This is a genomic window from Kitasatospora purpeofusca (genome assembly GCF_036010405.1).
GTDB classification, from domain to species: domain Bacteria; phylum Actinomycetota; class Actinomycetes; order Streptomycetales; family Streptomycetaceae; genus Kitasatospora; species Kitasatospora purpeofusca.
Map to the genome: position 1 here is coordinate 6,488,696 of NZ_CP108561.1, position 17,394 is coordinate 6,506,089.

Below are 17,394 nucleotides of genomic sequence, written 5' to 3' on the forward strand. Positions count from 1 at the left end.
CGAGTCGGACAAACGGACCATATGGTGATGATTCTTACCACTGTGATGCTCCTGTGATGATCAGCCCTCCGGTGGCCGGCCGGCTCCGGCGCGGCCGCCGGGACCGACGAGCGGAGACCGTGCCATGGCGCAGGCGGACCCGTCCGGCCGCGGCGGTCCTCTCCCGGCCCCCGGCGCCGGCCCGCTCGCTGTGCCCGTTCGGGCGGTCGGTCCCGGGCGGCCGGTCCGGCGCCGCGGGCGGGTGCCGCTCCGGGTCCTGCTCGCGATGCTGCTGACCGCGCTGGTCGTCGGCGGCGCCGTGCCCTACGTCGCCGGGCCGGGCCGCTCCTACCTCAGCTACCTGGTGCTCGCCGAGCGGGCCGACGCCGACGGGGCCGCGCACGCGGCCGCCGAGGCCCGGGCCGCCGGGGGGCAGGTGGTCCAGGAGTACCCGCAGATCGGGATGGTGCTCGCGTACGCCGGCGGGGGCTTCGCCGAGAAGGTCCGGGGCCGGCCCGGGGTGGCCGCGGTCGGGGCCAGCCGTACCTCGCCGGTGCCCGGGCCGCCCCGGCCGCTGGACGGCGCCGGCGACTTCCGGGCCGGGGCGGACCCGGCGGCCGGTGACCGGGCGGCCGGTGACCGGGTGCCGCCCGGACGCGCCGCCGACGGGAACGGCGTCCGAGGCGGCGTCGGGGGCGGGAACCGGGGCGGGGACGGCGGGGACGATGCCACCGCCACCGTCCCGGACCCCGGCGAGCAGGACGCCTGGAACCTCGCGCTGCTCGGCGCCGCCCCCGCCGCCGGGGACGCCACCCCCAACCTGCTGCGCGGCACCAGAGCCCCCGCCGCCGACGCCCTGCGCAAGGTTCTGGTCGCCGTCCTCGACTCCGGCGTCGACGACACCCACCCCGATCTGCGCGCCGCCGTCGACCCGAGGAGCTCCGCCTCCTGCGCCGACGGCCGCCCCGACGCCAGGACCGGCGCCTGGCGCCCCGACGCCGGGGTCGGCGAGAGCGGCCACGGCACCCATGTCGCCGGGATCGTCGGCGCGGCCAGGGACGGCCGCGGCGTCAGCGGGGTCGCGCCCGGCGTGCGGATCGCCGCCGTCCGGCTGCTCGGTCCGCTCGGCCAGTACTACGCCGAGAACATCGTCTGCGGCATGCTCTGGGCGGCCGACCACGGCGCCAGGGCGATCAACAACAGCTACTTCGCCGACCCGTGGAAGTACAACTGCCCCGAGGACCCCGACCAGGCCGCGCTGACCGCCGCCGTCGGCCGGGCCGTCGAGTACGCCCGGGGGAAGGGCGCGGTGGTGGTCGCCTCGGCGGGCAACGACGCGCAGGACCTCGGCGCGCCCCGCACCGACGAGCGCAGCCCCAACGACCGCACGACCGGCCCGCCGCAGTCCCGCCACGTCGGCCCCGAGTGCGTCCGGCTGCCCGGCGAACTGCCCGGCGTGGTCACGGTGACCGCCGTCGACCGGGACGGCCGTCCGTCCGCGTACACCAACTACGGGCGCGGCCACGTCTCGCTGGCCGCCCCCGGCGGGGACCCGGACGGAGGGGCCCGGGGGGCGGTGGTCTCCGACTGGCCCGGCGGCCGGTACGCCGCGCTGGCCGGCACCTCGATGGCCGCCGCGCACGTCACCGGCGCCGTCGCGGTGGCCGCCGCGCTGCACCCGGACTGGGGCTCCGACCGGCTGGCCGCCCTGCTCGCCGCGGACGCGGCGGCCGCCTGCCCGCCCGGGCCGCACGTCTGCGGCGACCACGAGTTCTACGGCGCCGGGACGCTGGTGCTGCCGCACTGAGCCGCTGCCGCAGCCGCGTCGGACGGCGGAGGGTGCGGCGGACGGCGGTGCGGGCACGGACGGCGGTGCGGGCACGGAGGGCCGCGGAAAACCGCGTGACGGGGCGGGGCCGGCGGGCCGAGGATCGGGGGATGGACACCTTCCTCACCACCGAGCGGCTGGTGCTGCGCCGCTTCACCGCCGCCGACGTGGACGCCCTGGTGGAACTGGACGCCGACCCGGAGGTGACCCGCTACCTCAGCGGTGGCCGGCCCACCCCGCGCGCGGTGGTCGAGGACACCCTGCTGCCGCTCTACTTCGACCACTACCGGCGCTTCGGCGACCTCGGCTGGTGGGCCGCCGAGGAGCGGGAGGGCGGGGCCTTCCTCGGCTGGTTCGAGTTCCGGCCGGTCGAGGGCGACCGCGCCGAGGTCGAGCTGGGCTACCGGCTGCGCCGCGCGGCCTGGGGGCACGGCTACGCCACCGAGGGCTCCCGGGCGCTGGTCCGCCGGGGCTTCACCGGGCTGGGCGTGGAGCGGGTGGTGGCGTACACGATGGCGGTCAACGGCGGTTCCCGGCGGGTGATGGAGAAGGCCGGACTGTCGTACGTGCGTACCTTCCAGGAGGACTACCCGGAGGCGGTCCCGGGCAGCGAGCACGGCGAGGTCGAGTACGCGCTGACGGCCGCCGACTGGCGGACCCGGGCAGGCTGACGGGCCGGAGCGGCCCGAGCGGCCGGAGCCCCGGACCGGTCGGCGGACGGTCCGGGATACTGGGGGGCATGAGGCTGACGGAGTTCTGGCGGCGAATGTACGAGCACTTCGGCGAGGCGTACGCGGAGTCCTTCGCGAGCGACCATGTGATGAGCGAGCTGGGCGGGCGGACCGTCCGGCAGGCGTTGGACGCCGGCCACGAGGCCAAGGACGTCTGGCGGGTCGTCTGCGAGACCCAGGGCGTCTCCGGCGTGCTCCGCTGACCCCGGCCGCCGGGCCGGACCGGTCCCGACCCCGCTCCGGCGAACCCTTCGCCGATGCTCGAACGTTCGTCGGGCATGGGTCAAACTGTGCGGGTGGCAAGGAGTGCAGAACAGCAGAATTCGGACAGGTCGGCGCAGGTCGCCGACGAGGCCGCGGGCCCTCCGCCCGCCTCTCCGCCCGGCCCGCCCGAGGGACCGGCCGGGACCCGGACCGCGGGTGACGGTCTCTGGGGTTCCGGGATGCCGCGCTGGCTGCCGCGGGCGATGGTGCTCGCCCTGGTCCTGGTCGGGGTGTTCCAGCTCGCCGACTGGGCCTTCCACCAGCTGATCGACCTCTTCGTGATGCTGCTGGTCTCGTTCTTCCTCTCGCTGGCGCTGGAGCCGGCGGTGGACCGGATGGCGGCCCGGGGGGTGCGCCGGGGCATCGGCACCTTCCTGGTCTTCGTGGCGGTGGCGATCGCCGTGGCCGGGTTCCTGACCGCGCTCGGCACCCTGCTGGTCGACCAGGTCGCGAAGATCGCCGGCGACCTGCCCCACCTGTTGGACAACCTGATCGCCTGGATCAACAGCACCTTCCACCAGGACCTCTCGCTGGACGAGCTGCAGAAGAAGCTGCTCAAGGACTCCGGCGCGATCGAGACCTACGCCCAGCAGGCCGCGGACAACGTCTGGGGCGTCTCCTCGACCCTGATCGGCGGGCTCTTCCAGGCCTTCACCGTCGGCCTCTTCACCTTCTACTTCACCGCCGACGGGCCCCGGGTGCGGCGGACCGTCTGCTCGATGCTCCCGCCCGCCAAGCAGGCGGAGGTGCTGCGGGCCTGGGAGATCGCGCTCGCCAAGACCGGCGGCTACCTCTACTCGCGGGCCCTGCTCGCGGTGGTGTCGGCGCTCGGGCACTGGGTGATGTTCGCGCTGCTGGACCTGCCGTACGCGGCCGCGCTCGCGGTCTGGGTCGGCGTCATGTCGCAGTTCGTGCCGACCATCGGCACCTATCTCGCCGGGGCGCTGCCGGTGCTGGTGGCGCTCACCACCTCGCAGCCGGTGGACGCGCTCTGGGTGCTGGCCTTCGTGGTGGTCTACCAGCAGATCGAGAACTACCTGCTGCACCCGCGGATCACGGCGCGGACCGTCGACGTGCACCCGGCGGTGGCGTTCGGCTCGGTGATCGCCGGTGCGGCGCTGCTGGGCGCGGTCGGCGCGCTGATCGCGATCCCGGCGGCGGCCACCCTGCAGGGCTTCGTCGGGACGTACGTGCGCCGCTACGAGGTGGCCACGGACCCGCGGATCGACCGCGGCGAGCAGCGCCGGCACCGCCGGGAGCTGCGCCGGGAGGCAGCCAGGCGGCTGCGGCGGATGGTCGGCGGCGACTCCGGGAGGAAGTAGTCCGAACGGCCCTGGCTTGATTCGAACACTTGTTCTTTGTACTCTCCGGCGCAGAGTTTCCCCCAGGCAGAGCCCGGTCGGGGCCGATTGTCGGTGGGAGGCGCTAGCGTCGAGGACGATGAAGCGCACAGCACAGAACCCGAGGGTGGAAGCCATGGCAGGTACGGACCGCGAGAAGGCCCTTGAGACGGCGCTCGCCCAGATCGAGCGCCAGTTCGGCAAGGGCTCGGTGATGCGCCTCGGCGAGAAGGCGAACGAGCCGATCGAGGTGATCTCCACCGGTTCCACCGCCCTGGACGTCGCCCTCGGGGTCGGCGGCATCCCGCGCGGCCGGGTGGTCGAGATCTACGGCCCCGAGTCCTCCGGCAAGACCACGCTGACCCTGCACATCGCGGCCAACGCCCAGCGGGCCGGCGGCACGGTCGCCTTCGTCGACGCGGAGCACGCGCTCGACCCGGAGTACGCCAAGAAGCTCGGCGTGGACACCGACGCCCTGCTGGTCAGCCAGCCGGACACCGGTGAGCAGGCGCTGGAGATCACGGACATGCTGATCCGCTCCGGCGCGGTCGACCTGGTGATCATCGACTCGGTGGCGGCACTCGTGCCGCGCGCCGAGATCGAGGGCGAGATGGGCGACTCCCACGTCGGTCTGCAGGCCCGGCTGATGAGCCAGGCACTGCGGAAGATCGCCGGTGCGCTGAACCAGTCGAACACCACCGCGATCTTCATCAACCAGCTGCGCGAGAAGATCGGCGTGATGTTCGGCTCGCCGGAGACCACGACCGGTGGCCGGGCGCTGAAGTTCTACGCCTCGGTCCGGCTGGACATCCGCCGGATCGAGACCCTGAAGGACGGCACCGAGGCGGTCGGCAACCGCACCCGGGTCAAGGTCGTCAAGAACAAGGTCGCCGCGCCGTTCAAGCAGGCCGAGTTCGACATCCTCTACGGCGTGGGCATCAGCCGCGAGGGCGGCCTGATCGACATGGGCGTGGAGCACGGCTTCATCCGCAAGTCGGGCGCCTGGTACACCTACGAGGGCGACCAGCTCGGCCAGGGCAAGGAGAACGCCCGCAACTTCCTGCGGGACAACCCGCAGCTGGCGGACGAGATCGAGCGGAAGATCAAGAGCAAGCTGGGCATCGGCCCGAAGGTGGAGGAGCCGGCCGAGGCCGAGGCGGCGGCGGGTGGCGCCGAGGGCGCGGCCAAGCCGATCACCGCGACCGCCGCCAAGACGGCCGCGGCGAAGAAGACGACGGCGGCCGCCGCCAAGGCCTGAGTCGTTGACGCAGCACAGTGGGCCGGTCGGCCCCGAGGAGGAGGACGACGACCACGGGCCGCCGGACTGGTTCGCGGCCGTCGCGGGGCCGCAGGCCGAGCCCCGGTCCGAGTCGCGGCCCCGGCCGGGAGGCCGGTCGCAATCGGCGTGGCAGCCGGAGTGGGAGCCCGCGCCGGAGCGGGCCCGGGCGGTGAAGCGCCCGGCGGCCCGCCCGGCGGACACGGGCGAGCTGGGCTTGGTCCAGGCTTCCGACCTGCCCGCGGGGCGGCGTCGGCGGCGCTCGGCGCTGGAGGCCGAGAGCGGCGCGGCCGTCGGGGGCGGCCGGGGCGAGGGTGCGGGGTCGGACGGTCACGGGGGTGCGGCCGACCCCGCTCCGGCGTTCCCGGAGGAGCGTCCGAGGCGCCGGTCCGGCCGTACCCGGGGGGCCGGTGACTCCGGGGGCCGGGGCCACGACGGTGCGGACCGGGCTCCGGGCCGTCGAGGCGCGGGCCGCGGTGCCCGGGCCGAGGAGCCGGCCGATCCCGAGAGCCGCGCGCGGGACATCTGCCTGCGGCTGCTCACGGGCGCGGCCAAGAGCCGCAAGCAGCTCGGCGACGCCCTGCGCAAGCGGGAGATCCCGGACGAGGTCGCGGAGGAGGTGCTGACCCGGCTGGAGGAGGTCGGGCTGATCGACGACGCGGCCTTCGCCCGGGCCTGGGTGGAGTCCCGGCACAGCGTCCGAGGTCTGTCCCGGCGTGCGCTGGCGCAGGAGCTGCGGACCAAGGGCATCTCCGGCGAGCTCGCCGAGCAGGCCCTGGCCCAGCTCGACCACGACGACGAGACCGAGGCGGCCCGGGCCCTGGTCGACCGGCGGCTGCGGGCCACCCGGGGTCTGGAGCGGCAGACCCGCACCCGCCGGCTGGTCGGACTGCTCGCCCGGCGCGGCTACTCCGAGGGTCTGGCCTTCCGGGTGGTCCGCGACGCCCTGGACGCGGAGGGGTCCATGGACGAGGACGAGGACGAGTACGGCGACGACGGCGCCGGCTACGAGGACTGAGGCCCTCCCGGTCGGCCCGGTACGCCCCGACTGTTACCCGAGGGTTGGTCAACTACCTGGCCAGTCTTGACCGTTTCGTAACCCGCGCCTAGCCTCGCACTCAGTGCGGGAGCACGTCGATCGTCCCTCGGCCGCACCCGGCCGTATGCCCGGCCATGCCTGTGACCGGGCGGTTCCGGGCGGCCGCGCGGTGGTCCCGGGCGGTGTGCCGCGGCGGGACGGGGAGTGGGCAGCATGAGGATCGCGGTGAGCGCCGGATCGGCCGCCTCGCTTTCGGCGGCCGTCCTGCTGGTGGCCCTGGCGACAGCCTGGCTACTGGTCCGGCAGTCGAGGGTCGCGCGCCGTCGCGCCGCCGCGGCGGCCGAACGGGCCCGGCGGCAGACCGAGCAGCAGGCCGACCGGCTGCGGGCCGAACTCGACCGGCGCGAGGAGCGGCTGGCCGGGGAGCTCGACCGGCTGCGCACCCGCGAGGACGAACTCGCCGAGCGCTCGGCCGCGTTGGCCCGCACCGCGGCGGAGGCCGGAGAACTCCTCCGGCGCCGGGCGGCCGAGCTGGAGCGGACCGCCGGGCTCTCCGCCGCCGAGGCCCGCGCCGAACTCGTCCGGGAGGCCGAGTCGGAGGCCCGCCGGGAGGCGGCGGTCACCGTCCGGGAGATCGAGCGCGCCGCCCGCGAGGAGGGCGAGCAGCGGGCCCGGGGCATCCTGGCCGGGGCGATCCAGCGGCTGGCGGCCGAACAGACCGCCGAGACCGCCGTGTCGGTGTTCCGGCTGCCCAACGAGGAGATGAAGGGCCGGGTGATCGGACGCGAGGGCCGCAACATCCGGACCTTCGAGGCCGTCACCGGCGTCAATCTGATCATCGACGACACACCCTCGGTGGTGCAGCTCTCCTGCTTCGACCCGGTCCGCCGGGAGACCGCCCGGCTCACCCTGGAACAGCTGGTGGAGGACGGCCGGATCCACCCGCTGCGGATCGAGCACGTGCACGAGCGCAGCCGGGCCGAGGTCGAGCGCCGCTGCGTGCGGGCCGGTGAGGACGCTCTGCTCGCCGTCCGGGTCGGCGCCATGGACCCGGAGCTGGTCCGCACCCTCGGCACCCTGCGCTACCGGGCCTCGTACGGGCAGAACGTGCTCGGCCACCTGGTGGAGTCGGCGCACCTGGCCGGGATGATGGCCGCCGAACTCGGGGTGGACCCGGAGCCGGTGCGGCGCGCGGCGCTGCTGCACGACATCGGCAAGGCGCTGACCCACGAGGTCCAGGGCAGCCATGCGGCGATCGGCGCCGACCTGGCCCGGCGGTTCGGCGAATCGGCGGACGTGGTGCACGCGATCGCCGCGCACCACGGCGAGGTGGAGCCCCGGACGGTGGAGGCGGTGCTCACCCAGGCGGCCGACGCCTGCTCGGGCGCTCGGCCGGGCGCGCGCAAGGAGTCGCTGGAGGCGTATGTGCGGCGGCTGGAGCGGTTGGAGGAGATCGCCCGGGCGCACGACGGTGTGGCCACCGTCTACGCGATGCAGGCCGGTCGGGAGGTGCGGGTGATGGTCCGGCCGGAGGTGGTGGACGACCTCGGGGCGCAGGTGATCGCCCGTGAGGTCGCCAAGCAGGTCGCCGAGGAGCTGACCTATCCGGGCCAGATCCGGGTCACCGTGGTGCGCGAGAGCCGGGCGACCGAGGTGGCCCGGTAGGGCGTGTCCTCCGGAGCCCGACGGCGGCGGTCCGGCCGCCGCCGGGTCGGTGCCCGGTCAGCGCCCGGACGGGCGGACCGGCGGGAACGGCCCGGTGGCCGGAGCGGCAGCGGGAGGAGCGGCGGCGACCGGCCCGGTGACGACCGGGCCGGGGGCCTTTGCACCCTTGGCCGTGGCACCGTTGGCCGTGGCACCGTTGGCCTCTGCACCGGGGGCCGTGGCGCCGGAGGTCTTGGCGCCGTTGGGTGCCGGGCCGGTGGACGCGGCCCCGGGCGCGGCCGGTCCGGAGGCCGGGGCCTCCTGCTCGGGTCCGCCGGGGAGCGAGGCCGGGCCGCCCCTGGCCCCGTCGGCCAGCGCCTGGAGGTCCTCCGCCGCCGCGCCCTGGGTGACCCCGACCAGATGGCCGTCGGGCCGGATCAGCAGCACGGTGTGCGGGCCGGCACCCGGGTAGGCCTCGGTGACCAGGACCTCGGCCGGCACCGGCAGCGCGGCGGCGACCTCGGCCAGCCGGGGCATCAGCCCGGCGCCCAGCCAGCGTTCGGCGGACCAGACGGCGGTGCCGGGAGCGACCAGCAGCAGCAGGAAGCCGGCGCCGAGCCGGGAGTGCAACCGGTCGGGGGTGCCGTCGGTGGCCACTACCGGCAGGTCGGGGACGAGCACCCCGGGGGAGGTGGCGGGCAGCAGTTCGCTGAGCGAGGTGGTGCCGCGGGCGCCGCGCTGGACCGGGACCCGTCCGGGCACGCCGGAGGGGGCGGCCGGATAGGCGGGGGCGCCGCCGAACCGCCCGGTGCCGAGGTGCCCGTCGGCGAGCATCGGCGCGTGCTTGCGGAAGGACCCGGTGAGCAGCGAGCGCCGGGTCTGGGCCCAGCCGCGCAGCGGGCGCAGCAGCGGCATGGCCTGGTCGACGGCGCGCAGCCGGGCGCCGACCGCCCCGCGGCGTTCGGCCTCGTAGCCGTCGAGCAGGGAGCCGCCGGGCTGCGGACCGCCCGAGTGGAGGTGCCAGGCGAGGGCGAGCCGCCAGGCCAGGTTGTCGGCGTCGCGCAGTCCGTCGGTGAGGTTCTGCATGCCGAGCGCGCCGTGCAGATGGGCGGCGTCGCCGGCCAGGAAGCAGCGGCCGACCCGGAACCGGGCGGCCAGCCGCTGCTGGGCGGTGTGGTCGGCGGCGGCGAGCAGGTCGAACTCCGGGAGTTCGCCGCACCAGCCGGTGAGGGTGGAGGAGACCCTGGTGAGCAGGGTGTCGCCGGTGACGATGCCGGGCCAGGTGGCGTGCGGGTCGACCGGTTCGGCGGGGGCGGGCCGGCCCGGGGGGAGCCGCCAGTCCAGCCGCCAGACGCCGTCCGGCAGTGGGCGGGCGGTGGCCTCGCGGTCGCCGCGCCACGGCGGCTCGCGGTGCAGCCGGGGCTCGGTGAACGGCAGGTCGACCCGGACGGTGGCGATCGCGCTGCGGTCGACGGCGGGCCGCCCGGGGAAGCGGATCTTCAGCAGTTTGCGGACGGCCGAGCGGGCGCCGTCGCAGCCGACCAGATGGCTGCCGCGCCACCAGTTCTCGGTGCCGTCCTGCGGATTGCGGGTGAGCACGTTGACGCCGTCGCGGTCCTGTTCGAGCCGGGTGACCCGGTGCAGCGGGACCACCCTGACCAGCGGGCTGCCGGTGAGGGCGTCGCGGAGGCCGCGCTGGAGGCGGTGCTGGGGCAGGTGCAGGACGGGGGTGTCGGCGAGGTCGATCCGGAGCACCTCCTGGCGGCGGCGCCAGACGGCGAAGGCGTCCCAGCGGGCGGCGTCGGAGGCGGCCCGGGCGTAGCCGATCCGGGTGAGGAAGGAGGCGGTGTCGGCGCCGAGGACGACGCTGCGAGGGCTCTCGGGGCTGAGCCCGGAGCCCTCGTCGAGGACGACGGTCGGCACCTCGTGCCGGGCCAGGGCGAGGGCCAGGGCCAGGCCGACCGGCCCGGCCCCGACCACGATCACCGGGTCCATGCCGGTCCCTCCGGGCCCGGGCGGGCGCCGTGGATCTCGGAGCACGGACCGGCCGTCAGCCTGCCGTCATATGCCGCGTGGATGCTCCCGGATGGTGTCACGAAGAGCAATGCAACAGTTCACCTGCGTGTCCGTCAAGCAGCAGCTGAAGTGCGCCGGTTCGCGCCGCGTCGGCCACGTGCCTCGATCCACCGGGCGAGCGCGGTGAGCAGGAGGCACATCGCGATGTAGATGGGGCCGATCACCAGGACCACGGGGATGTAGGGGAAGCCCGCGGAGTTGAGCGGCTGGGTGGCGATGGCCTTACCCACGAAGAGCAGCTCGTGGTAGGTGATGATGGCGCCCAGCGAGGTGTCCTTGAGGGTGACGACCAGCTGGCCGATCATCGTGGGCAGCATCGAGCGGACCGCCTGCGGGACCAGGATGCCGGTCATCACCTGGGTCTTGCGCATACCGAGTGCGTAGGCCGCCTCGCCCTGGCCGCGCGGCACCGCGTTGACGCCGCTGCGGATGATCTCCGCCTGCACCGAGCCGTTGTAGAGGGTGAGGCCGAGCACCAAGGCCCACATCGGCTCCTTGGCGAAGAAGCCGTAGTAGAGCGCGACGATCAGGATCAGCAGCGGCATCGCCCGGAAGAACTGGACCACCGAGACGCACACCCAGCGCACCGGCTTGTGCTCGGAGAGCTGCCCGGCCGCCAGCAGCGCGCCCAGTACCAGCGAGAGCACCGCCGCCAGCCCGAAGGCCTGGAGTGTGGCGACCAGGCCGTCGACGATCCGCTGCTGGATGGTCGTGTACTGGAACGCGTCCCAGAGCCCGGCGTCGAACTGGCCGTTGTCGTTCAGCGTGAGGAAGACGTACCAGAACAGTCCGGCGATGCCGAGCAGCGAGAGCACCCCGAAGATCCGGTTGCGGGCGCGCGCCTTCGGGCCGGGGGCGTCGTAGAGGACGCCGGCCGTCGTCGAGCGGGTGAAGAGCTTGCTCATCGGGCCACCGCCAGTCGGGACTCCAGGAAACGGAACAGCAGGGCGACGGCGGCACTGATCAGCAGGTAGGCGCAGGCGACCCAGAAGAAGATCGCGAAGATCGAGTAGCCGTCCCCGTCGGAGAAGCCCTGCTGGACGCTGTACAGCTCGCTGACGCTGAACGCGCCGGCGATCGCCGAGTTCCTCGGCAGCGCGATGAACACGCTGCTCATCGGGGCCAGCACCGTCCTGGCCGCCTGCGGCAGGACGATCTGGGTGAGGGTCTGGCCGAAGGTCAGGCCGAGGCTGCGGGCCGCCTCGGCCTGACCTATCGGCACCGTGTTGATGCCGGAGCGCAGGACCTCGCAGACGAACGCCGCGGTGTAGCCGCCGAGCGCCAGCACCGCGAACACCAGGTGGCTGAAGTGCACGCCGAGCGGCGGCAGGCCGAAGGTGACGGCGAAGAACAGCACGGTCAGCGGGGTGTTGCGGAAGATCGTCACCCAGCCGGTGCCGAAGGCACGCAGGACGGGGACGGGGGAGACCCGGAAGGCCGCCAGCAGGGTGCCCAGCAGCAGGGCGAGCAGCGCGCTGAGCGCGCTCAGCTCGATCGTCTGCAGGAAGCCGTCGCGGAACAGCGCGAAGTTGCCGTCCTCGAACAGGAAGCCCATCCGGCGGCCCTCCTCTCAGGGGTTCGTCGACTCGGGGGAGATCTGCACGGATCCGTCGGGATCGGTCGGGATCCGTGCAGATCCGTGGAGATCGGGTGGGACGGGCGGATCAGTAGCGGTCGAGGGCCGGCGGCTGCGGGGCGGTGGCGCCGGAGAGACCGAGGGTGGCGTCGTAGGCCTTCTTCCAGTCGCCGTTGTCCTGGTGGGCCTTGAGCGCGTCGCTGATCGCGTCGCGCAGCGCCTTGTCGTCCTTGTTCAGGCCGACGCCGTAGTTCTCCTTGGTGAAGGGCTGGCCGACCACCTTGAGCTTGCCGGCGTACTTCGAGGCGTAGCCCTTGAGGATGGCGTCGTCGGTGGTGACCGCGTCGACCTCGCCCGACATCAGCTTCTCGACGCAGGCCGAGTAGGTGTCGAACTGGGTGATCTTCGGCGAGTACTTCTCGATGTTCTTGATCGAGGTGGAGCCGGTGGCGGTGCAGACGTTCTTGCCGTTGACCGAGTCCGGGCCGGTGATCGTGGTGTTGTCGGCCTTGACCAGCAGGTCCTGGCCGGCGACGTAGTACGGGCCGGCGAAGGAGACGGTCTTCTTGCGCTCGTCGTTGATGCTGTAGGTGCCGACGTAGAAGTCGATCTGGCCCTTGGAGATGGCCGGCTCGCGCTGCGAGGAGACCAGGGTCTGCCACTTGATCTGCTGCGGGGTGAAGCCGAGGTCCGCGGCGACCATCTTGGCGATCTCGATGTCGAAGCCGCTGCGGTCGCCGCTGGCGAGGTCCTCCCAGCCGAGGAACGGCTGGTCGGACTTGGCGCCGATGAGCAGCTGGCCGCGCTTCTTGGCCTCGGCCAGCACGGCCGAGTCGATCTTGACGTCGGTCTTCACGGTGTAGGTGGGCAGCGCCGGGGCGGGGGTGCCGCCGGACGAGGCGTTGGCGGTGCCGGGCGTTCCGTCCTTGCCGCAGGCGGCGGTGGCGGTGAGCGCGACGGCGCAGAGCGCGACGGCGAAGGTGCGACGAGTCCTCATGAGGGCAGTTCTCCTGGGGCTTGGCCACGGGTCGACCGGGCTCTGGCGGAGGGTGCGGTTCGGGTGGGGGCCCGGCGGGCGGGCGGGAGGGCGCGCGATGGCGCCCCGCCGCCGTCGGCCGGGGGTCCGGACCGGGACATCAGTGGTGCAGGATCTTGGAGAGGAAGTCCTTGGCGCGCTCGGAGCGCGGTGCGGTGAAGAAGGCCTCGGGGGTGTTCTGCTCGACGATCCGGCCGTCCGCCATGAACAGCACGCGGTTGGCGGCGGAGCGGGCGAAGCCCATCTCGTGGGTGACGACGACCATCGTCATGCCGTCGGCGGCCAGCTGGCGCATGACCTCCAGCACCTCGTTGATCATCTCGGGGTCGAGCGCCGAGGTGGGCTCGTCGAAGAGCATCACCTTGGGGTTCATCGCCAGCGCCCGGGCGATCGCGACGCGCTGCTGCTGGCCCCCGGACAGCTGGGAGGGGAACTTCGACGCCTGGGCGCCGACGCCGACCCGCTCCAGCAGTTCCTGGGCGGTCCGCACGGCCTGGTCCTTGGCGATGCCGCGGACCTTCACCTGGCCGAGGACCACGTTCTCCAGCACGGTCTTGTGGGCGAACAGGTTGAAGCTCTGGAAGACCATGCCGACCTCGGCCCGCAGCCGGGCCAGCTCCCGGCCCTCGGCGGGCAGCGGGCGGCCGTCGATGGTGATCGTCCCGGAGTCGACGGTCTCCAGCCGGTTGATCGTCCGGCACAGGGTGGACTTGCCGGAGCCGGAGGGGCCGATCAGTACGACCACCTCGCCCTGCTTGATCTCCAGGTCGATGTCCTGGAGGACGTGCAGCGCACCGAAGTGCTTGTTGACGTTGCGCAGGACCACCAGGGGAGCGGCGTCGGCGCGGGAGTCCTGGTCGAGGCTCGTGCTCATCGGGCCTGCTCCCTCGGGTCGGCCCGTGGGTGCGAACTCCCTTGGGCGGCAATGGTGGTAGGAATCCGAGGGCCGCAGCCGGCGGAGCCGCGACCCTCGGTGGGCCGACCATAGGAGCCCTGACGTCGCCACGTCAGCCGATCTGAGTGGAATTTGAGGATCACGATCCGGCCACACGCCCGGCGAACGCTGTTCACAAAGGTCCGATAAGGGCACAGTGACAGCGTCCGGAGGCCGCGGCGGGCGTGATCGCGGAGCCCCGGAGGGGCCGGCCGGCCGCCGGCCGAGCCTGGCGTCCGGGCCTTCGCTGGCCCATACTGCGCAGAACCGGGACCTGCCCGGCAGGGGCCGTGACAATCCCACGGCGACCGAGGGACACCCCCCGGGAAACCGTCCGGGAGAGGAGGAGAACCATGAGACTGCTGCTCGTCGAGGACGACGAACGCGTGGCCGCCGCGCTGGTCGCGGTCCTGGGCCGGCACGGCTTCCAGGTCCGGCACGCCCGCAGCGGCCACGAGGCCCTGGACGCCCTGGTGCCGGACGGCAACGAGCCGTACCGGGTGGTCCTGCTCGACCTCGGGCTGCCCGACCGCGACGGCTTCGAGGTCTGCAGCCGGATCCGGGCCGGCAGCGGCGTACCGGTGATCATGGTGACCGCGCGGGCCGACATACGCTCCCGGATCCACGGCCTCAACCTCGGCGCCGACGACTACGTCACCAAGCCCTACGACATGGGCGAGCTGCTCGCCCGGATCCACGCCGTCGCTCGCCGCGGCGCCGCGCCCGCCGCCGTCGCCGCACCCGCCCCGGACACCGTCCCGCAGCAGCGCGGCCCGCTGGAGTCCCGCGGCATCGTGATCGACCGCGAGCGCCGCCGGGTCAGCGTCGACGGCCGGGACGTACCGCTCACCCGCAAGGAGTTCGACCTGCTGGCGCTGCTCGCCCAGAGCCCCGGCGTGGTCTACCGCCGCGAGCAGATCTTCAGCGAGGTCTGGCGCAGCGGCTGGGAGGGCAACGGCCGCACCCTGGAGGTGCACATCGGCTCGCTGCGCACCAAGCTCGCCCTGCCCGGCCTGGTCGAGGCCGTCCGGGGCGTGGGCTACCGGCTGATCCCGGAATGCCCGGCGCCCGCCGCCGACAGCCCGCCCCCGGCCCGCGCGGAGCACTGACCGCACGTGCGCACCCGCCTCCTCGGCATCCTGATCGCGCTGATGCTCTGTGTGCTCGCCGCGCTCGGAATGCCGCTCGCCGCGGCGTTCGCCGCCGCCGAGCAGAGCCGGGTGGTGGTCGACCGCCTGGACGACGCCGCCCGGTTCGCCCAGGACCTGCCGACCTCCGGCGTCTCCGGCCTCGAATCGGCGCTCAAGGGCGACCCCCAGCCCGCCCCCGGCGACCTCAGCCGCCGCCACGCGCTGGACGCCGAGGTGGTGCGCTACCACGAGCTGTACGGGGTGCGGATCGGCATCTTCCAGCGCGACGGCGTGCCGATCGCGGTGGCCCCGGCCGACTGGCGGGTGCCCGCCAGCGGCTGGGCCGACCAGGCCTTCCAGGAGGCGCTCGACGGCCGGCGCAGCCACAACCCGCCGCAGGTCTGGCCGTGGACCCCGGACCGGACGCTCACCGTCGCCACCCCGGTGGTCCGCGACGGCGACGTGGTCGCGGTGGTGCTCAGCGACTCCCCGACCGGCGCGCTGCGCACCCGGGTGCTGCGCCAGTGGCTGGTGATCGGGGCCGGCGAGGCCGTCGCGATGATCGTCGCGGTGCTGCTCGCGGCCCGGCTGACCGAGTGGGTGCTGCGTCCGGTCCGCACCCTGGACCGGGCCACCCACGACATTGCCACCGGCCGGATGAACGCCCGGGTGGCGCCCGGCGGCGGGCCGCCCGAGCTGCAGCGGCTGGCCCGCTCGTTCAACGAGATGGCCGACCACGTGGTGCTCGCCCTGGACCAGCAGAAGGCCTTCGTCGCCGACGCCTCGCACCAGCTGCGCAACCCGCTGGCGGCGCTGCTGCTGCGGGTCGAGGTGCTGGGGCTGGAACTGCCCGAGGGCCACGACGAGGAGCTCGGCGGGGTCCGCGAGGAGGGCGTCCGGCTGGCCCGGGTCCTGGACGACCTGCTCGGACTGGCCACCGCCGAGCACGCCCGTCCCGAGCCGGAGCCCACCGACCTCGCCGCGCTCACCCTGGCCCGGGTGGACGCCTGGCGTCCGCTGGCCGGGCAGCGCGGGATCGAGCTGGTCTGGGAGGGCCCGGCGCTGGCGCTGGGCCTGGCCGACCCGATCGGCTTCGGCAGCGCGCTGGACGCGGTGGTCGACAACGCGATCAAGTTCGGGCCGGAGGGGAGCCGGGTGCGGGTGCTGGTCGCGGTGCGGCGGGACGAGGTCGCGGTGACCGTCTCGGACCGGGGTCCGGGCCTCACCGAGGAGGAGCTGGCCCGGGCCGGCGACCGCTTCTGGCGCAGTACCCGGCACCAGAACGTGGACGGCTCGGGCCTCGGTCTGTCGATCGCCACCACCCTGCTCCAGGCCGCCGGCGGCTCCCTCACCTTCGGCACCGCCGTCCCGCACGGCCTCGCCGTGACCCTCGCCGTCCCCCGCGCCGCCGACAAGCGCCGCGGCTGAGGCGGGGGCCCGACCCGAGGGTCAGGGCTTGACCGAGCGGTAGTAGCGGGCGGCGCCCTCGTGCAGGGGCAGCGGGTCGGTGTAGACGGCGGTGCGGAGGTCGACCAGCTGGGCGGCGTGGACCTGGGCGCCGATCTGGTCGCGGCTGTCGATCACGGCGCGGGTGATGCCCTGGACCAGGTCGTCGTCCACGTCGGCGCGGGTGATCAGCAGATTGGGCACGGCGACGGTGGCGACCGCGTCCTGGGGCTCGGCGTTGGGGTAGGTGCCCTTGGGCATGGTGGCCGCCCGGTAGGCGTCGGTGCCGCCGCCCTCGACCTTGTGGACCGACTCGGCGAGGTCGCCCAGCGGCACGATCCGGATCCGGACGTGCTCGGACAGGTCGGTGAGCGCGCTGGTCGGCAGGCCGCCCGACCAGAAGAAGGCGTCCACCTCGCCGCGCCGCAGTCCGTCGGCGGCGTCGCCGATGCCCAGCGGGGCCGGGGTGATGTCGTGCTCCGGGTCCAGTCCGGCCGCGGCCAGCAGCCGCCGGGTCACCAGGTTGACGCCCGAGAGCGGCTGGCCGACGCCGACCCGCAGGCCCTTGAGGTCGGAGGCCCGGTGCACCGGGGAGTCGGCCGGCACGATCAGCTGCAGGTAGTCGTCGTAGAGCCGGGCGATGGCCCGCAGCTTCTCCCGGCCGGGGCCGGTGTACTGGGCCACGGCGTCCGCGGTGGCTATCGCGAAGTCGTCCCGGCCGGAGGTGACCCGGCGGAGGTTGTCGATCGAGCCCTCGGAGTTGTCGAGCTCCAGCCGGACCCCGGGCATCGCCCTGGCCAGATGGGCGTCCAGCAACTGCCCGTACCGGTCGTACACCCCGCGCTGGACACCGGTGGCCAGGCGGGTCTCGCCGCGCGGGTAGCCGGGGGAGCGGCTCTCCGACAGCCACCAGCCGCCCAGGCCGGCCAGCACCAGGACGAGCGCCGCCGCGATCCGCCACAACGGCCGGCGGGCCGCGGTGCGGAACCGGGAGGAGCTGCTGGTGGCCATGGAAGGGATAGTGCCAGGCGCCCGCGGCGAACGGGAGGGGGGCAGGACGGCGGAAGGTCCGGGGGAGCTGCCCGTACCCTGGTC

Annotated in this window: 15 protein-coding genes; 9 read left to right on the forward strand and 6 right to left on the reverse strand. The window is 74.2% G+C overall.

All coding sequences use genetic code 11. From position 1 onward, the window contains the following. Window positions 1-124: 124 nt before the first annotated feature. The 7 genes from OG715_RS28420 to rny all read left to right on the forward strand — a co-directional run bounded on the left by OG715_RS28420 (window position 125) and on the right by rny (window position 8,122). On the forward strand, window positions 125-1,786 hold the full coding sequence (locus OG715_RS28420; RefSeq protein ID WP_266274419.1) for a S8 family serine peptidase: 1,662 nt from the start codon (window positions 125-127) through the stop codon (window positions 1,784-1,786). Between the two features lie 131 nt (window positions 1,787-1,917). Next, complete coding sequence (locus tag OG715_RS28425; RefSeq protein WP_266274418.1) at window positions 1,918-2,478, forward strand: GNAT family N-acetyltransferase; 561 nt, start codon at window positions 1,918-1,920, stop codon at window positions 2,476-2,478. A 68-nt stretch (window positions 2,479-2,546) separates the two neighbouring features. After that, window positions 2,547-2,741 carry a DUF3046 domain-containing protein gene (locus OG715_RS28430; RefSeq protein ID WP_266274417.1) on the forward strand — a complete coding sequence of 65 codons (195 nt, stop codon included), beginning with the start codon at window positions 2,547-2,549 and terminating at the stop codon, window positions 2,739-2,741. 240 nt (window positions 2,742-2,981) lie between these two features. Continuing rightward, a complete protein-coding gene (locus OG715_RS28435; RefSeq protein WP_323182241.1) occupies window positions 2,982-4,124 on the forward strand; it encodes an AI-2E family transporter in 1,143 nt (380 codons plus the stop codon). Between the two features lie 154 nt (window positions 4,125-4,278). Continuing rightward, window positions 4,279-5,400, forward strand: a complete 1,122-nt coding sequence (gene recA, locus OG715_RS28440; RefSeq protein ID WP_266274416.1) for a recombinase RecA — start codon at window positions 4,279-4,281, stop codon at window positions 5,398-5,400. 4 nt (window positions 5,401-5,404) lie between these two features. After that, a complete protein-coding gene (locus OG715_RS28445) occupies window positions 5,405-6,436 on the forward strand; it encodes a regulatory protein RecX (RefSeq protein ID WP_323182240.1) in 1,032 nt (343 codons plus the stop codon). A gap of 234 nt (window positions 6,437-6,670) precedes the next feature. Further along, window positions 6,671-8,122: a ribonuclease Y gene (gene rny / locus OG715_RS28450; protein ID WP_266274415.1), complete on the forward strand. Its 1,452-nt coding sequence runs from the start codon at window positions 6,671-6,673 to the stop codon at window positions 8,120-8,122. A gap of 57 nt (window positions 8,123-8,179) precedes the next feature. Here the strand turns inward: rny and OG715_RS28455 are convergent, their stop codons facing one another. The 5 genes from OG715_RS28455 to OG715_RS28475 form a co-directional block, all read right to left on the reverse strand. Then, window positions 8,180-10,096 carry an FAD-dependent monooxygenase gene (locus OG715_RS28455; protein ID WP_266274414.1) on the reverse strand — a complete coding sequence of 639 codons (1,917 nt, stop codon included), beginning with the start codon at window positions 10,094-10,096 and terminating at the stop codon, window positions 8,180-8,182. Window positions 10,097-10,230: 134 nt separating this feature from the next. After that, window positions 10,231-11,082 carry an amino acid ABC transporter permease gene (locus OG715_RS28460; protein ID WP_266274413.1) on the reverse strand — a complete coding sequence of 284 codons (852 nt, stop codon included), beginning with the start codon at window positions 11,080-11,082 and terminating at the stop codon, window positions 10,231-10,233. Then, a complete protein-coding gene (locus tag OG715_RS28465) occupies window positions 11,079-11,732 on the reverse strand; it encodes an amino acid ABC transporter permease (protein ID WP_266274412.1) in 654 nt (217 codons plus the stop codon). The genes OG715_RS28460 and OG715_RS28465 overlap by 4 nt, the downstream gene beginning before the upstream one ends. 109 nt (window positions 11,733-11,841) lie before the next feature. Further along, complete coding sequence (locus tag OG715_RS28470; protein ID WP_266274411.1) at window positions 11,842-12,750, reverse strand: glutamate ABC transporter substrate-binding protein; 909 nt, start codon at window positions 12,748-12,750, stop codon at window positions 11,842-11,844. A 139-nt stretch (window positions 12,751-12,889) separates the two neighbouring features. Further along, the gene (locus OG715_RS28475; protein WP_323182239.1) at window positions 12,890-13,663 is read right to left on the reverse strand and encodes an amino acid ABC transporter ATP-binding protein; all 774 of its coding nucleotides are present in this window, start codon (window positions 13,661-13,663) and stop codon (window positions 12,890-12,892) included. A gap of 413 nt (window positions 13,664-14,076) precedes the next feature. Between OG715_RS28475 and OG715_RS28480 the strand changes: the two genes are divergently transcribed. Both OG715_RS28480 and OG715_RS28485 read left to right on the forward strand, forming a co-directional pair. Further along, window positions 14,077-14,832, forward strand: a complete 756-nt coding sequence (locus tag OG715_RS28480) for a response regulator transcription factor (RefSeq protein WP_266274410.1) — start codon at window positions 14,077-14,079, stop codon at window positions 14,830-14,832. A 6-nt stretch (window positions 14,833-14,838) separates the two neighbouring features. Further along, window positions 14,839-16,281: a sensor histidine kinase gene (locus OG715_RS28485; protein ID WP_266274409.1), complete on the forward strand. Its 1,443-nt coding sequence runs from the start codon at window positions 14,839-14,841 to the stop codon at window positions 16,279-16,281. Window positions 16,282-16,302: 21 nt separating this feature from the next. Here the strand turns inward: OG715_RS28485 and OG715_RS28490 are convergent, their stop codons facing one another. Beyond that, window positions 16,303-17,310: a TAXI family TRAP transporter solute-binding subunit gene (locus OG715_RS28490; RefSeq protein WP_266274408.1), complete on the reverse strand. Its 1,008-nt coding sequence runs from the start codon at window positions 17,308-17,310 to the stop codon at window positions 16,303-16,305. Window positions 17,311-17,394 lie beyond the last annotated feature (84 nt).

Excerpts from the sequence above, each read along its gene's own strand:
- OG715_RS28420 (WP_266274419.1), top strand. The coding sequence starts at position 125 with ATGGCGCAGGCGGACCCGTCCGGCCGCGGCGGTCCTCTCCCGGCCCCC.
- OG715_RS28425 (WP_266274418.1), top strand. The coding sequence starts at position 1,918 with ATGGACACCTTCCTCACCACCGAGCGGCTGGTGCTGCGCCGCTTCACC.
- OG715_RS28430 (WP_266274417.1), top strand. The coding sequence starts at position 2,547 with ATGAGGCTGACGGAGTTCTGGCGGCGAATGTACGAGCACTTCGGCGAG.
- OG715_RS28435 (WP_323182241.1), top strand. The coding sequence starts at position 2,982 with ATGCCGCGCTGGCTGCCGCGGGCGATGGTGCTCGCCCTGGTCCTGGTC.
- recA (WP_266274416.1), top strand. The coding sequence starts at position 4,279 with ATGGCAGGTACGGACCGCGAGAAGGCCCTTGAGACGGCGCTCGCCCAG.
- rny (WP_266274415.1), top strand. The coding sequence starts at position 6,671 with ATGAGGATCGCGGTGAGCGCCGGATCGGCCGCCTCGCTTTCGGCGGCC.
- OG715_RS28455 (WP_266274414.1), bottom strand. The coding sequence starts at position 10,096 with ATGGACCCGGTGATCGTGGTCGGGGCCGGGCCGGTCGGCCTGGCCCTG.
- OG715_RS28460 (WP_266274413.1), bottom strand. The coding sequence starts at position 11,082 with ATGAGCAAGCTCTTCACCCGCTCGACGACGGCCGGCGTCCTCTACGAC.
- OG715_RS28465 (WP_266274412.1), bottom strand. The coding sequence starts at position 11,732 with ATGGGCTTCCTGTTCGAGGACGGCAACTTCGCGCTGTTCCGCGACGGC.
- OG715_RS28470 (WP_266274411.1), bottom strand. The coding sequence starts at position 12,750 with ATGAGGACTCGTCGCACCTTCGCCGTCGCGCTCTGCGCCGTCGCGCTC.
- OG715_RS28475 (WP_323182239.1), bottom strand. The coding sequence starts at position 13,663 with ATGAGCACGAGCCTCGACCAGGACTCCCGCGCCGACGCCGCTCCCCTG.
- OG715_RS28480 (WP_266274410.1), top strand. The coding sequence starts at position 14,077 with ATGAGACTGCTGCTCGTCGAGGACGACGAACGCGTGGCCGCCGCGCTG.
- OG715_RS28490 (WP_266274408.1), bottom strand. The coding sequence starts at position 17,310 with ATGGCCACCAGCAGCTCCTCCCGGTTCCGCACCGCGGCCCGCCGGCCG.